The sequence below is a fragment of the Streptomyces sp. NPDC031064 genome (assembly GCF_055570965.1).
Genome location: NZ_JBVIGF010000004.1, coordinates 12966 through 27538 on the forward strand (window position 1 = coordinate 12966; position 14573 = coordinate 27538).

Here is a 14573-nt window from a genome sequence, read left to right on the forward strand (position 1 = left end):
GTGGCACAGGTGTCCGCGTACGGCAGTTCCGGCAGTGAGGGCTTCGGCCGCTTCGACTGCGACGTGCTCGTGATCGGCGGCGGGATCGTCGGGCTGTCGACGGCGTACGCGATCACGCGCGCCGCCCCGGGCACGCGGGTGGTCGTGCTGGAGAAGGAGCAGGGCCCGGCGCGGCACCAGACCGGGCGCAACAGCGGGGTGATCCACAGCGGGATCTACTACCGGCCGGGCTCGCTCAAGGCGCGGTACGCGGTGCGGGGCGCGGCGGAGATGGTGAAGTTCTGCGCGGAGTACGGCCTTCCGTACGAGGTCACGGGGAAGCTGATCGTGGCGACCGAGCGGACCGAGCTGCCCCGGCTGCACGCGCTGGTCCAGCGCGGCCGGGAGAACGGCATTCCGGTCCGTGAGCTGGGCCCGGCGCAGATCACCGAGTACGAGCCCGAGGTGCGGGGCCTGGCCGCGATCCACGTCGGCACGACCGGGGTGTGCGACTACGGGGCGGTGGCGGCGCAGCTCGCGGAGGCGTCCGGCGCTCGGATCCGGTACGGGGCGGAGGTCACCGCCGTGGACCGCCGCCCCTGGGGCGTCGCCGTGCGGACGGCGGCCGGGACGGTCCTCAGGGGCCGGGTGCTGGTGAACTGCGCGGGGCTGCACTGCGACCGCGTGGCGCGCCTCGCGGGCGACGACCCGGGCATGCGGATCGTGCCGTTCCGGGGCGAGTACTACGACCTGGGCCGGCCCGAGCTGGTGCGGGGCCTGGTGTATCCGGTGCCGGACCCGGCGTTCCCCTTCCTGGGCGTGCACCTGACGCGGGGCATCGACGGGGGCGTCCACGTCGGGCCGAACGCGGTGCCCGCGCTGAGCCGCGAGGGGTACGGCTGGTCGGTCGTCCGGCCCGGCGAGCTGGCCGGGACGCTGGCCTGGCCCGGCTCCTGGCGGATCGCCCGCCGCCACTGGCGGTACGGGGCCGGTGAGCTGCACCGGTCGGCCTCGAAGCGGGCGTTCACGGAGGCGGTGCGGCGCCTGCTCCCGGCGGTGACCCCCGAGGACCTGCGCCGCGCCCCGGCGGGCGTCCGGGCGCAGGCCGTGCTGCGGGACGGCACGCTGGTCGACGACTTCCTGATCCGCGAGGCCCGCCGGACGGTCCACGTGCTGAACGCCCCGTCCCCGGCGGCCACGGCGTCCCTCCCGATCGGCCGCGAGGTCGCCCGCCGGGCGCTGGCGCACCTGGGCTGAGCCCCGCCGCGCGGGCCCTGCCGTCCGGGGAGCGCACCTGGGCCGAGCCCGCCGTCCGTGCGGCGCCGTAGACTTTGGGCATTGTGTCTGAGTCCCGTGAAACCGCCTTGCACCGCCGTCCCAAGGGTGAGCCCCGATTCCCCGAGGGGCCCGCGCCCGACCCCGCCGGGTCGCACTTCGAGCGGCGGATCCGCAGCTTCCAGCCCCGGCGCAGCCGCGTCACGCCCGGCCAGGGCGACGCCCTGCGACGGCTGTGGGGCGTATGGGGGCTGGACATCGACGGGCAGCGCACGCTCGACCTGGACGAGATGTTCGGCGGGCTCCCGGTGGTCCTGGAGATCGGGTTCGGGATGGGGGAGGCCACCGCGCAGATGGCCGCCGACGACCCGTCGACCGGCATCCTCGCGGTCGACGTGCACACGCCGGGCCAGGGCAACCTGCTCGCGCTCGCCGAGAAGGCCGGCCTGACGAACGTACGCGTGGCCAACGGTGACGCGATCATCCTGCTGCGCGAAATGCTCACCCCCGACGCGCTCGACGGCGTACGCGTGTACTTCCCCGACCCGTGGCCCAAGAAGCGGCACCACAAGCGCCGGCTGATCCAGCCCGAGTTCCTCAGCCTGGTCGCCACCCGGATGAAGCCCGGTGCCGTACTGCACTGCGCCACGGACTGGGAGCCGTACGCCGAGCAGATGCTGGACGTGCTGACCGCGCACCCGGACTTCGCCAACACCGTGCCCGGCGGCGGCTACGCGCCCCGGCCCGCCTTCCGGCCGCTCACCCGCTTCGAGGGCCAGGGCCTGGACAAGGGGCACGTGGTGCACGACCTGCTGTTCAAGCGGGTGTGACCCCGGGCGTGGCCGTGCGTCCGTAGCAATGCCGTCGCGGAGTGTCAGTGACGGTCGTTAGGGTCGATCACGTGTCCTACTCGTCTGCGCAGCACCAGTCGCCGTATCCGGCCGTCCCGGCGTACGAACCACAGCCGTCGTTCGACGCCGTGCCGGAGCGTGCCCGCTGGCGCTACAAGCCCCGCCGCGCCTTCTGGCGCAGCAAGGCGGTGCGGGCCTCCGCGGTCGTCATCGTGCTCGCCCTGTGCGGGCTGGTGATCCTCGCGCTGGTGCGGGAGCAGACCGGCACGCAGGGCTTCCTGGTGGGGCTCGGCCTCGCCGTGCTGCCGGTCCCGCTGCTGATGGCCGCGTTCCGCTGGCTGGACCGGGTCGAGCCGGGCCCGTGGAAGAACCTGCTGTTCGCCTTCGCGTGGGGCGCGTGCGCCGCCGCGCTGGTCGCGATCGTCGCCAACACCTTCGCGACCCGCTGGATAGCCACCGCCACCGCCGACCCGTCGTCCGCGGACACCCTCGGTGCGACGGTCATAGCGCCGATCGTGGAGGAGAGCGCCAAGGCCGCCGCCGTGCTGCTCATCTTCGTCTTCCGCAGACGGGACTTCACCGGGATCGTGGACGGCGTCGTCATCGCCGGGTTCACCGCGACGGGCTTCGCCTTCACCGAGAACATCCTGTATCTGGGCAACGCCTTCGGGGAGGACCAGCAGATCGGGACGTCGGGGCTCGCGTCCGTCACGGCCGCGACCTTCTTCGTACGGATCGTGATGTCGCCGTTCGCGCACCCGCTGTTCACCGTGCTCACCGGCATCGGTTTCGGCATCGCCGCGATCACCGCGCGCCGCAAGAAGGTCCGCCGGATCGCGCTGCCGGTGCTCGGGCTGGCCCTGGCGATGGGCATGCACGCGCTGTGGAACGGCTCGGCGGCGCTCGGGCCGTGGGGGTTCTACGCCGTGTACGGGGCGTTCATGGTGCCCGCGTTCGGGCTGCTGACGTGGCTGGCGATCTGGTCGCGCCAGCGCGAGCTGCGCACGATATCGGGCGAGCTCCCGGCGTACGCCGCGGCGGGCTGGCTCACCCCGGCCGAGCCGCTGGCGCTGTCCTCGATGCGGGCGCGGGGTCTGGCCCGTGGGTACGCGGCGCGCTGCTTCGGCCCGGCGGCGGCGCGCGCGGTCGGCGAGTACGAGGCGTTCGCGACGTCGCTGGCGTTCCTTCGCCACCGGGCCCGCCGGGGCGTGGTGGGCCACGACTTCATGGCGCGCGAGCAGGAGCTGCTGCACCACCTGTGGCAGCGCAAGGAGATAGCCGGGCCCGCGCTGACGTACGCGGCACAGGCCACCGGCCGGGTGTGGACGCCGCCCCCGCATCTGAACTACGGCGGCTACAACCCGTACCGGTACTAGGCCGGCAGCCCTGGCGTCGGGGGGTGTGCCGCCAGGGCTGCCGGAGTGCGAGGTTCAGGGAACCGGGGCTCAGACGGTGAGGCCCTTGCCGCGCAGCCACGCCAGCGGGTCGATCCCGTCGCCGCCCGGCGTGTGCACCTCCAGGTGCAGGTGCGGCCCGGTCACGTTGCCGGTGGCGCCGACGCGGCCGATGGTCTCGCCGGTGGCGACCGTCTGCCCGGCGCCGACCGTCATGGACGACAGGTGGCAGTACCAGACCTCGGTGCCGTCCTCCAGCTCCAGGACGATGCGGTAGCCGTACGACCCGGACCATCCGGCCGACTTGATGGTGCCGCCGTGGACGGCCTTGGCGGGCGTGCCCGTGGGCGCGGCCAGGTCGAGGCCGGTGTGGTAGCCGGAGGACCACATGTTGCCGGCCTGGCCGTAGGTGGAGGTGATGGTGTACGAGGAGGTCGGCAGGGACCAGCTCCCGGCGAGCTTGGCCAGCCGCTCCTCCTCGGCGGCCTTCGCCTTGGCGGCGGCCTCGGCCTCGGCCTTCGCCTTCTCCTCGGCGGCCTGCTGGGCGGCCTGCTCCTGGGCGGCGGTCTGCTGGGCCTTCGCCTCGGCGGCGGCCTGTTCGGCGGCGGCCGCCTCGGCCGCGGCCTTCGCCTCCGCGTCGGCGGACGCCTGCTGCTGCTCGGCCTGCTGGAGGATGCGGGCGCGCAGGGCCTCGCCCGCGTCGGCGCCGCCGCTCTGCTGCGCGGTGGCGTCGGCCGAGCCGGTGAGGGAGGCGGCGGTGAGCGGCCCGCTGTCCGGGGTGCCGGCCTCGCCGGAGTCCGCGGAGTCCGTCTCGTCGGACATCAGGGAGCCGATGCCGGGCAGGGAGTCGGCGTCGGGCAGGTTGTCCGTGACGACGTCGGGCAGGGATATGGAGACCGCGGGCTTGTCCTGCGCGGTGGCCATGCCACCCGCGCCGACCGCCGCGATCACGCCGACGCCGAGGACGGTGGAGCTACGGGCGAGGCCGCCGCGCTGCTTGGCGATGCGGTGCCGGCCGCGCACGGGGCGGACGGTTTCCTCGGTGGGGTTCCATTCCTCCCACTGCCCGTTTACGGGGGCGGCGTCCGGGACACCCGAAGTGTTGAACGAGGCGATCGAGCCGTACGGAGCTTCGGGGGCAGGCCTGTTGGACGCCACGGAGGCGCACTCCTTTCCTTCCTTCTCGCCTACCGGGTTAGCTGACGGGTTCGGAGCAGGAAGGTCTCCTACGGGCCTGGTTCAGCCCGATTCACCCCAAAAGGTGGTTCCCCGGTTCCCTCACGGGATTCGGCGCACGCGCACGGTGCCGTCTCTTGCGACGGCTGGGACGACCGCGCTGCGTTATCGAACGTTAATAGACGCGGGCTCCGGATTCCAAGCCGTTCCTACTGATCATTAACTGGACGGCCCCGGGATTTACCGGCCCACAATCGGGCACAACGGGGCGACTTGACCGCACATCAGAAAGATTCACCGGCCATAGTGATGCTGACGGTGCGTCAAATGTTATGCGGAGTGACACGCTTCGGCTACGCACCGTACCGACGGCCGGTGACGCGGTGGACGCCGCTACGGCACGACCGGCATCGTCCTGCGCCGCTCCGGCTGCCCCTCCGCCGGCCGGGTGACCGCCAGCAGCGCCAGGTCGTCCGTCGCCCCGCCGCCCGTATGCCGCCGTACGTCGCTCACGAGCGCGTCCAGCATCGCGTCGGGCCCCGGGAAGAGCCGCCCCGACAGCCGCGCGACCGGGTCGTAGAAGACCCCGTCCGCGTCCCGGGCCTCGGACAGCCCGTCCGTGTAGAACAGCAGCGTCGCCCCCGCCGGATACGGCACCTCGTACGCCCGGTCCGGCCACGTCCCCAGGTCCGACATGCCCAGCGGCAGCGCGGGCTCGGCCGGCTCCAGCAGCTCGGTGCGCCCGTCCGCGTACAGCATCAGCGGCTCCGGGTGCCCCCGGTCCACCACCCGCACCACGGCCTCCCCGCGCGGCACCTCCGCCAGCACCGCCGTGGTGAACCCCTCGAAGGCGTCCAGCCCGTCGCGCCGCGTCCCCTCCCGCGCCAGCGCCCGCTCCAACCGCTGCGCCACGCCCTCCAGCGAGCTCTCCTGCTCGGCCGCCTCCCGGAACGCCCCGATGACCACCGCCACCGCCTCGACCGCCCCCATGCCCTTGCCCCGCACGTCCCCGACCACCAGCCGCACCCCGTACGGCGTGTCCTGCACGGCGAAGAGGTCACCCCCGATGAACGCGTCCGCCTGCGCCGCCTCGTACCGCGCCGCCACCTGCAACCCACCGATCCGCTCGGCCGGCGTCGGCAGCACGGCCCGCTGCGCGGTCTCGGCGATCACCCGCGCCGAGGCGAGCTGCTCCCCACTGCGCCGCACCACCCGGTTGATCAGCAGCGCGAGCGCCGCGACCACCGCCACGGTGAGGATCTCGGTCGGCGCCTGCACCTCGTCCAGGGTGCCGTTGCCCAGGTGCAGGAACAGCACGGCCAGCACCGCGCACAGCCCCGACAGCAGCGTCGTCCGGGCGGCGAACAGCGGCGCCGCGACCAGCGGGGCGGCGGCGAACAGCGGCACGGCGGTGAAGCGCGGCGGAGTCGACAGGTCGTACACCACGCCCCCCACGATCAGCAGCGCCGGCAACGCACGGACGAACCGCCGGGCACCCCCGCGCCCGTCGCCACCGTCCCCGCCTCGCTGCCCCACCACTGGCCTCCTGCCCGCTCCGCCCACGGCTGCGGACGGTACCGCGCCCCACCCGGGCTCCCCGGAGCCGCGCCGCACGGCGACCCGCCGTCCACCGACCGAGCGACACGTCCGGAACGCGGACACGACGAAGGCCCGGTGCGCAATGCACCGGGCCTTCGTCATCAGTAGCGGGGACAGGATTTGAACCTGCGACCTCTGGGTTATGAGCCCAGCGAGCTACCGAGCTGCTCCACCCCGCGTCGGTGAACACCACCTTACGCCATCCGGCGCACGATCCCTAACCAATATCCCTGGTAGGCCGTGTGGGACTGTCCAGCCCGCCCCATGTGCCTGACGCGCTGTGCCCCGGCCGGCGAAGGTGACCGGGGCACGAACTCACCGGTCGGAGCCCTGTGGGGCTCGAGACGTGCTGCTCGCCTGCCGGAAGAGGCACACGCCTAAGATCCCTCGATGGAATCGAGGTGGCTGCGCAGTTCTGCTCCGATCTCTTCTTCGCCTCCCTCGGCCGGCAGGGGCCAAGGAAGCTGCTCTCCATTCGCCATGGCGAGACTGCTGGCAAAGCGGATGAGGTGCGGGGCCGGGACGAATGAGTCACGGAGCCATCGGGCAAAGGCCGCGGCTTCGGCGACCGTCACATCGGTGAGGGTGATGTAAGCGTAATCGGCTTCCGGCAACGAGGCGGTTCCGTCGATCCAGACGTCGGGGGCAAGCTCGACCTCGAAATCGAGAACAGTCATGTGGTGAATCCCCGAGACCCTGTATTCCACGGTGGGTTCCGGGAACGCCTGCCTAAGTGCCCGCTCCAGGGATTCGAGGCCGGCCTGCCAAGCGCCCCCCGCATCCTGGGGAGGGTAGAAGGCGAAGTTGGTACGGATATTCCGTTCAGCTGACACAGTCATCCTCTGTCTCACGGCACGTATCGCGTCGAGCCTGGTGTACCCGTCATGGCCATCATGGACTGCCAGTAGGCCGCGTTGTCCTTGCCGTTCGTGACGATCTCCAGCCCCCGGATCTCACTGTTCGCCGGGTTGGCCATGGCCTGCTTGTACCGGACGAGTTCCTTTTCGTCGCCCGCGTACATGGCATCGACGACAGGGTCCCAACTGATCTTTCCCTTGTCGTTCACCTTGACCGGCTTGGCCAAGGTGTCTTCGACGCGGTCGAGGGACCGGAAACTCTTCTTCTTGCAGTCGGGATCCCTGACGTGCTTTGCCTCGACCAGATGGCCGTCCGCAGGTCGGATGCCGTCCACCATCAGCCCACGCTTCTTCCCCACCAGCGGCACCTCACGCTCCGGGTAGCCGGCGATGCGCAACTGATACGCGTTGTCGGGATCGCTGGGGCCACCACCACCTGCCAGTCCGCCGGGCCTCAGAGAGTTCATCCAACTGCGGAACTGCTGTTGCTCGCCGACGTTGAGGAGACGTGTCGTGCCGGGGACCGGGGGAATGGGGTCGGCGAAGGCAATTCCGGGGTCGACGGGATTGACTGTGGGCAGGAGGGCCGGCGCCCGGCCCGTATACGCGGCGAGCCTGATCGGCACGGGGATCGGCACGCGGATCGGCGGGGGAAGAATCGGCACCCAGGGCGCCCCGGGGCTCGCGGGGCCTTCAGGACTGGGCAGCTTCACCCTGGCGGCAGCCGAGTCGAGCGCGTGAGCGATCTCGCCCAAATCGCGTATCCAAGGGTCGCCCAGCACCGCGTCATGCAGTCCACCGTCGTAGCCGTTGGCGCCGAACATGGGCTGATCCCATGGCATGTCGACTTCGAAGGGATCCGTCTGGTGGTAAAGGATCTTCTCCTTGGCCGCCTCCACGTGGTCCGCATACCGGTCGCACGCCTTGCCGAGCTGGATACAGGCGGCGACCAGATTGGTCACCAGGGGTTCATCCGCTTGCGCCTTCGCAGGTGGACAAGTGAGGCCGACACAATGCTTGAAGTACGTCCGGAAAGCGTCGGCGGCCTCTCCGGCGTGCGCCTTGCCGGCGGTCCCCGCGTACGCCTGAGCGTCCTCAAGGAAGCGCTGCATGAGCGAACCGGCATGTCGCCAGGACGTGGCGACAGCTCGGATCTTCTCCGGTGAACCACGGAACCGGTCGCTCTTCCCCATCGGCGCGTACTGGTCGTACCAGGCCGTCTCACCCACCACTTCGGGGAGCTCCTGCCCGAGGCCGAGATAGTTCTCCGTGCAGTCGGTACCCGGGTCTCCCATGCCAACCGTCAGATCGACCTGCTTCCCCAGGAAAGCTGCGACCTGTCGGCTCTCCACGGCCATGAACTCCCGAGCCGTACGCATCAAGCCACGGCTGCTCTCTCCCAGGACGTACGAGCTGAAGCCGATCTTGTCCAAGGTGGCGGCCGCCGCCGACACGTACACCTTGGCAAAGGCACGGCCAGCATCGTCATCTCCAGCCATGCCGTGCTGTTGTGCCAGCTCGTGGCCCAGGGCGATGGCCGTGTCACGGGCGCCGCGCATCGACTCGACCAGACCCATGGAACTGCGGATCATTCCGTCCGCGATGACCTTCACGTCAGGCGCGAGTCCACTCACCGTGCCGCCTCCCCGTGCAGACATGAAGATCAACCTAGAGCAATGCCTGCTGCTCGATCTGCGCGGGATCGCGCCCACATGCCACGCACGCAAGACGGGTCCGGACACGCTTGTGCCCCGGCCAGGGAAAGCGACCGGGGCACAACCTGCTGGTCAGAGCCCTGGAAGGGCTCACGACCCGGTAGGCCGTGTGGGACTCGAACCCACAACCAACGGATTAAAAGTCCGCTGCTCTGCCAATTGAGCTAACGGCCCTCGGCGAGTCACCCCTGAGCATAGCCCCACGGCGCCCGGCATCCGATCGGGTATCGGGTGAACGGGCGCGCCGTGGTGGCATGGCTCGGGCCGTCGGCGGGGGGCGGGGGTCAGAAGAGCGCGCGGTAGTGCTGCCAGCCGGTGGCGATGGTCACCGTGGCGCCGAACGACCCCTTGCCGTCGCCCTTGTTGCGGAGCAGTTTGCCGTTGGCGTCGCGGGAGAGGAGGTCGGGCAGGCCGTCGCCGGTGATGTCGCCGACGCCGAGGATGTCGGTGCGGCCGGCGCCCCAGTCGCGGAAGACCAGCGCCCGGGGCTTCAGCGTGCCGGTGCCCGTGCCGCCGTAGCGCCACAGCTCGCCCGACGGGTCGCGGGCCAGCAGGTCGCCGTGGCCGTCGCGGTCGGTGTCGCCCGCGCCGATCAGGCGGTGGCCCTTCCAGCCGGAGCCGATGACGACGCCCGGGTCGAACCCCGCGCGGGCGTTCGAGCGGTAGAGGTGGAGGTTGCCGGTCGTGGCGTGGCGGGCCAGCAGGTCGGGGCGGCCGTCGCCGCTGAGGTCGCCCGGGGCGGCGAAGGCGTCCATGCTGTTCCAGCCCGTACCGATCTGGACGTGCTCGGAGCCCCCTTGGCCGGGCGGGAAGTGGACGCCCGTGCAGCGGCCGCCCGTGCGCCACAGCTTGCCGTCCACCGTGCGCAGCAGCATGTCCTCGCAGCCATCGCCGTCGATGTCACCGAACGGGATGAACCGGGTCGCCGGGTTCCACGGGCCGCTCGCCCAGTAGCCGCTCGCGCCGATGCGGTGGCCGGACAGTTGCCCGCCCGTCGTCATCGCGTAGTACTCGCCGAGCCCGTCCGCGTTGGCGTCCCGGAAGGCGGACCGCCCGCCCGTCACCCGCAGCGAGCCGGAGCCGAGGGCCCGCGCCCCCGTGCCGTCGCCGGGGTCGGCGGTCAGGCTCCAGGTGTACGGCCCGCTAACCGCCGGGCGCCCGTCGGCCGTGCGCCCGTCCCACCTGATCCGGAGCGCCGCCCCGTCCCGCTCGGGGCTCCGGTCCGTACCCGACAGGACGCGCGCCACCCGCCCGTACGCGTCCTTCAGGATGAACGTCCAGGAGGCGGCGGGACGGCTGAGGCGCCAGTGCCCCCGCCACCGGGCCTCGTCCGTCCCCAGCCGCAGTGCGGGGTCCGTCCGCGTGTCGAGCAGGGTCAGCGGGGAACGCGGCACGGTCACGCGCTTGAGGTGGATGCGGCGCTGTTCGTCGGTGTACGCGAGGTGGCCGCCGTACTTGTCGACCGTCCACTCCCCCACGTGCTCCCGCTCCACGATCACCTGCTCGGTGGCGGGCCGGCCGGCGCCCCGGTGGAAGTCGACCAGGCGCAGTCGCGTCTCGTCGGCGGTGCGGTGGACGAGGAAGCCGTCCGCGAGCTGGGCGCGCTGGAGAACCGGCACCGGGATGCTGCGGCGTGCGGTGTGGTCCCACACGCCCGCCTTCGCCTCGGCGGTGCAGCGCCAGTACAGCCAGCGCCCCACGGCCTGGAGCTCGTCGGGCCGGCAGTCGGAACCGAGCGTGAGCTCCGGCGAGTTGGCCTTGGTGCGGAGGTCGTAGGAGTTGACCGTGCCGCGCCGGGTACCCGGCTTCCACAGCTTGTCGCCCCACACGGCGGACGCCGTGATCGAACGGGTGTGGACCAGGCCCTGGGCGTCCCCCAGCGGGTCGCGGTCGGAGGCGTCGAAGGACCCGATGAGCTGCTTGCCCTGCCGGGTGTTGTTGACGACGAGGTACGAGCCCGCCGCCCCCACCACCAGGTCGGGCGCCTCCCACCAGCCGAGCACGGCATGGCTCTTCGGCACCTGCCCGCCCGACGCCTCCTGGTCGCCGAGCGGGGTGCTGTAGCCGACCCGGCCGTCACCGAGCGCCCACAGCCGGGACTCGAACCCGTCGCACTGCTCCCCGGCCTGCGGCCCGCACGGCCACCGCACCCAGAAGCCGGAGTCGGCCAGCCGGCGGGGCCCGGGCTCGACGGACCCGACGGCCGGCAGGTCGTACTCGTACAGCCCCCGCCACTCCTCCGGGTCCGCCCAGCCGGTCACGGTGAGCCTGCCGCCGCCCAGCGCGATCCCCTCGACCCTGGCCGGGCCGCCCTGCCAGGTGCCGAGCGTGATGACGGCCTCGTCGGCCCCGGCCTCCGCCGGAGCGGCGGAGGCCGGGGGCGCGAGGGCTGCGGCCGTGGCCGCGAGCGCCGTCGCGATGGGGAGTGCGGTACGCCGTGCCGTGCGGGTGATCATGATCAGCCCCCTGGTGGCCGCTTCGACCTCGTGGAGGTTATGACCACCCGCATGGCACGACGGTTGTACCCGGGCTCAGAAAAGGCCCTTGTACCCCTGCCAGCCGGTCCCGATCTTCGCCGTCGAGCCGAACGACCCGGTGCCGTTGCCGCTGTTGCGCAGCAGGTCACCGGCGGCGTTGCGGGAGACGAGGTCCGCCTTGCCGTCCTTGTTCAGGTCGCCGACGCCGACGAAGGCGTTGCGGCCGGTCGCCCAGTTGTTGCCGAACACCAGGGCGCGCGCCTTCAGCGTGCCCGTCGCCGTGCCGTTCATCCGCCACAGCGAGTTGGCGCCGTCCACGGCGAGCAGGTCTCCGGCGCCGTCACCGTTGAGGTCCCCGGCACCGACGACGGCGCGGTACGCCTTCCAGTTGGTGGCGATCCGGCCGCGCGCCTTGAGCTTGCCGGCGCCGTCGTCCGCGTACAGGTAGAGGTCACCCGTGGTCGTCTGACGCGCCACCAGGTCCACCCGGCCGTCACCGGTCAGGTCGCCCGGCGAGGTCAGGACGTTGAACTGCGCCCACGCCGTGCCGAGCGAGGTGTACGGGGTGGACGTCGTCAGCGCCTTGCCGCAACCCGGCCGGTACGCGCGCAGCTCGCCGCCCAGCCGCACCAGCACGTCGTTGCACCGGTCGCCGTTCAGGTCCCCGAAGGGCACCGCGACCGCGGAGGTGGACCAGCCGCTGCCGCTCACCGCGCCGGACAGCGTCCCCGTGCCCGTCCCGTACCGGACCGCGAGGGTGCCGGTCGAGCTCAGCGACACGAGGTCACCGACACGGTCGCCGTTGTGGTCGCGCCGCGCCGGCGGGGTGACCGGGGCGACGGTGGCGCCGGACAGCGTGACCGTGCCGGTCTGCGTCAGGGCGGCGCCCTGCCCGTCCGCCGGGGCCGCCGTCAGCGTCCAGGTGTACGCGCCGTCGGCGACCGCCGCGCCATTCGCGTCCTTGCCGTCCCAGGCGGCGCCCAGCACGCCCCGGGCCTCACCGCCCGTCAGGGTGCGCCGCACGGTGCCGGAGCTGTCCTTGACGGTGAGCTGCCAGGAGGCGGCGGGCTTGGACAGCCACCAGCGGGGCTTCCAGGGCGCGGTGCCGCCCTTGACGTCCTGCGCGGCCGGGACCTCGGCGTCGATGCGGGCGATCGGGGAGGCGGGCACGCCCGCGTCCACGACCCGGACGTCGCCGTCGGTGGTGGCGGTGAGGGCGATCCGCCCGGTCGCGGGGTCAACGGCGTACTTGTACTCCCGCTCGCCGTCGTCGGCGACCTTGTGGGTGGCGACGCCCACGGGCTGGGTGCCCCGGATGTCGGTCACCTTGACGTCGGAGCCGTTGCCCCACACGACGTAGCCGTCGCCCAGCTCGGAGACCGGCTCCGTGTAGGTGTGGTTGACGTTCTTGTCGAGGTCGAAGACACCGCCCCGGGCGATGGCTCCCGCGCAGTCCCATCTCAGCCAGTGCGAGGTCACCTTGATGGACTCGGCCTTGCAGCCACTGCCCAGGTTCACGGTCCGCTTCACCGCACCGGACCTGGCGTCGTAGCCCTTCACCGTGCCGGCCACCTCACCGGCGGCCCAGACGGTGTCCCCGTACAGCGCGGAGTCCCACGCGTTGACGCCGGGGAAGGAGGCGAGCTGCTTGCCGGTGTCGAGGTCGACCGTGATCAGTCCGGTGTACGAGCCGTCGGAGCGCTCGCCGGTGGCGGCCAGGTAGCGGCCGGACGCGTTCACCGCCTCGAGCCGGGTCAGGCCGGCGGTCACCGGGGTGCCCTGGGTGGCACCGGGCTGCCACAGCAGCGGGAACCGGCCGTGGTTGGAGTCCGGCCGCAGCAGCAGGCGGCCGTCGCCCGTGGCCGTGATCTCCGGGCACCCCGTGCTGTCCGTGCAGTCGGTGAGGTCCATGCCGAGCGGGCCGAGGTCCTGCATGGCACCGGCTGCCAGCGCGCCGGTGACCGACACGGTCCGGGTGCGGAACGCGTTGCTCAGGTCCGTCATCCGCTCCAGCGAGTACAGCGTGCCGTTGGCGAAGCTGAAGGAGCGCGGCATGGACGTCATGGGCCTGATGCCGGTCAGCTCGGTGACCGTGGGCGCCGAGTCCGTGAGGCCGACGAGCTGGACGCCCAGCGCGTCGGCGCTGTCCCCGCCGACCAGCAGCAGTTTCGTGCCGTCGGGGGTGGGCTGCGCGTGGGCGCGTCCGTACGCCAGGACGGTGGTCTCCGCCCCGCCGGTCAGCGGCACGGCCACGACGCGGTACGGGGCGGTCCCGCCGAGCCCCGACTGGCGGGCCACGAACGCCTGGTCGCCGATGACGCCGAGGAGCCTGTCGCCCTCCCGGTACGGCAGGTCCGCGGTCCGGGCCTGCGCGAGAGCGCCCTCGGGCGTCACCTCACCCTTGGCGTAGAACGCGACCTTGCCGTCCTTGGTCCACTCCACGACGTGGTCGGGGGTGAGGACGGTGCCGGCGGTCTCGGCGGCCGGGGTGCGGGCGAGCTGCCTCACCTGGCCCCCGCTGATCCAGACCGGTCGGGTCACGCCGTCCTCGCGGTACGCCGTGACCACTCCGCCGGCGTCCGCCGACTGGATCTTGTACGGCCGTTCGGCGCCTTCCGGCCAGCCGGTGACCTTCGCGGTCTCGACCGCTCCGCCGGCCGGCCGGTGCGTGTGCCACTCGGGCTCGGCGGTGCTGCTCGCCTGGCTGTACGTCACGACCGTGGAGCCGTACGTACCGACGTACCGGTGACCGGAGGGCAGGTCGACGTACTGGTTGGTCCCCGCGACGGGGTCGAACAGCCGGACGCGCCCCGCGCTGGTGGGGCCGGTCCCCAGCGCGGCGATGACATCGGAGCCGGCGCCGTACGTGGCGCCCTCCTCCGGGCCCTCGGCCTCGTTGTACACGGGATGCGTCGTCCCGGAGTACGTGGACCAGAAGTGGCCGCGGCCCTCCTCGTACCGCAGGTAGCCGGTCGGGCCGGCGGAGAGCGGGATCACGCTCCTCGGGTGGGCGGCCGGGGTGGCCTCGAAGACGGCGCCGGGCGCGTCGTCGGCGACGGCGGCCGGGGCGAGCGGCCCGACCCCGGAAATGAGCGTCACCGCCGCGACGGCGGCGATGGAATGGCGTATGAGAGCGCGACGGGGCACTCAGGTCCTCCCCAGGAAAAGTGCAGAGTGCGCGGGGAGTCGTGCAAAGGCACCGTGCGCCGGCTCGAAGATCCCCCCGGACGCGCCCCCCGCTGCGAGTGAG

9 protein-coding genes, 2 tRNA genes and 1 riboswitch are annotated in these 14573 nt (G+C 72.3%); of the genes, 3 read left to right on the forward strand and 8 right to left on the reverse strand.

All coding sequences use genetic code 11. From position 1 onward, the window contains the following. The 3 genes from lhgO (at position 1) to ACZ46W_RS15285 (ending at position 3481) form a co-directional block, all read left to right on the forward strand. Complete coding sequence (lhgO, locus tag ACZ46W_RS15275; RefSeq protein WP_468337086.1) at positions 1 to 1236, forward strand: L-2-hydroxyglutarate oxidase; 1236 nt, start codon at positions 1 to 3, stop codon at positions 1234 to 1236. 83 nt (positions 1237 to 1319) lie between these two features. Next, positions 1320 to 2084 (forward strand): tRNA (guanosine(46)-N7)-methyltransferase TrmB, encoded by a 765-nt coding sequence (trmB, locus tag ACZ46W_RS15280; RefSeq protein ID WP_468337089.1) that lies wholly within the window; start codon positions 1320 to 1322, stop codon positions 2082 to 2084. Positions 2085 to 2155: 71 nt separating this feature from the next. After that, entirely contained in the window at positions 2156 to 3481 is a 1326-nt protein-coding gene (locus ACZ46W_RS15285) for a PrsW family intramembrane metalloprotease (protein ID WP_468337092.1), read from the forward strand. A 69-nt stretch (positions 3482 to 3550) separates the two neighbouring features. Here ACZ46W_RS15285 and ACZ46W_RS15290 read toward each other — a convergent pair whose 3' ends face one another. The 8 genes from ACZ46W_RS15290 to ACZ46W_RS15325 form a co-directional block, all read right to left on the reverse strand. After that, positions 3551 to 4657 (reverse strand): M23 family metallopeptidase, encoded by a 1107-nt coding sequence (locus ACZ46W_RS15290; protein WP_468337095.1) that lies wholly within the window; start codon positions 4655 to 4657, stop codon positions 3551 to 3553. An 11-nt stretch (positions 4658 to 4668) separates the two neighbouring features. After that, a riboswitch (cyclic di-AMP (ydaO/yuaA leader) is annotated at positions 4669 to 4802 on the reverse strand. Between the two features lie 266 nt (positions 4803 to 5068). Next, positions 5069 to 6211 carry a PP2C family protein-serine/threonine phosphatase gene (locus ACZ46W_RS15295; RefSeq protein ID WP_468337099.1) on the reverse strand — a complete coding sequence of 381 codons (1143 nt, stop codon included), beginning with the start codon at positions 6209 to 6211 and terminating at the stop codon, positions 5069 to 5071. A 168-nt stretch (positions 6212 to 6379) separates the two neighbouring features. Continuing rightward, positions 6380 to 6453, reverse strand: a tRNA-Met gene (locus ACZ46W_RS15300). A 198-nt stretch (positions 6454 to 6651) separates the two neighbouring features. Continuing rightward, the gene (locus tag ACZ46W_RS15305) at positions 6652 to 6951 is read right to left on the reverse strand and encodes a hypothetical protein (protein WP_468337102.1); all 300 of its coding nucleotides are present in this window, start codon (positions 6949 to 6951) and stop codon (positions 6652 to 6654) included. A 170-nt stretch (positions 6952 to 7121) separates the two neighbouring features. Beyond that, positions 7122 to 8789: a restriction endonuclease fold toxin-2 domain-containing protein gene (locus ACZ46W_RS15310; RefSeq protein ID WP_468337105.1), complete on the reverse strand. Its 1668-nt coding sequence runs from the start codon at positions 8787 to 8789 to the stop codon at positions 7122 to 7124. Positions 8790 to 8947: 158 nt separating this feature from the next. Then, positions 8948 to 9020 (reverse strand) — tRNA-Lys (locus tag ACZ46W_RS15315). A 110-nt stretch (positions 9021 to 9130) separates the two neighbouring features. Next, positions 9131 to 11302, reverse strand: a complete 2172-nt coding sequence (locus ACZ46W_RS15320) for an FG-GAP-like repeat-containing protein (RefSeq protein WP_468337108.1) — start codon at positions 11300 to 11302, stop codon at positions 9131 to 9133. A gap of 75 nt (positions 11303 to 11377) precedes the next feature. Continuing rightward, positions 11378 to 14470, reverse strand: coding sequence for an FG-GAP repeat domain-containing protein (locus tag ACZ46W_RS15325; RefSeq protein WP_468337111.1), 3093 nt, complete (start codon positions 14468 to 14470; stop codon positions 11378 to 11380). Positions 14471 to 14573 lie beyond the last annotated feature (103 nt).

Bases quoted from the DNA above. Each gene is read 5' to 3' on its own strand.
- ACZ46W_RS15310 (WP_468337105.1), bottom strand. From the start codon at position 8,789: ATGTCTGCACGGGGAGGCGGCACGGTGAGTGGACTCGCGCCTGACGTG.
- ACZ46W_RS15305 (WP_468337102.1), bottom strand. From the start codon at position 6,951: ATGACTGTTCTCGATTTCGAGGTCGAGCTTGCCCCCGACGTCTGGATC.
- ACZ46W_RS15320 (WP_468337108.1), bottom strand. From the start codon at position 11,302: ATGATCACCCGCACGGCACGGCGTACCGCACTCCCCATCGCGACGGCG.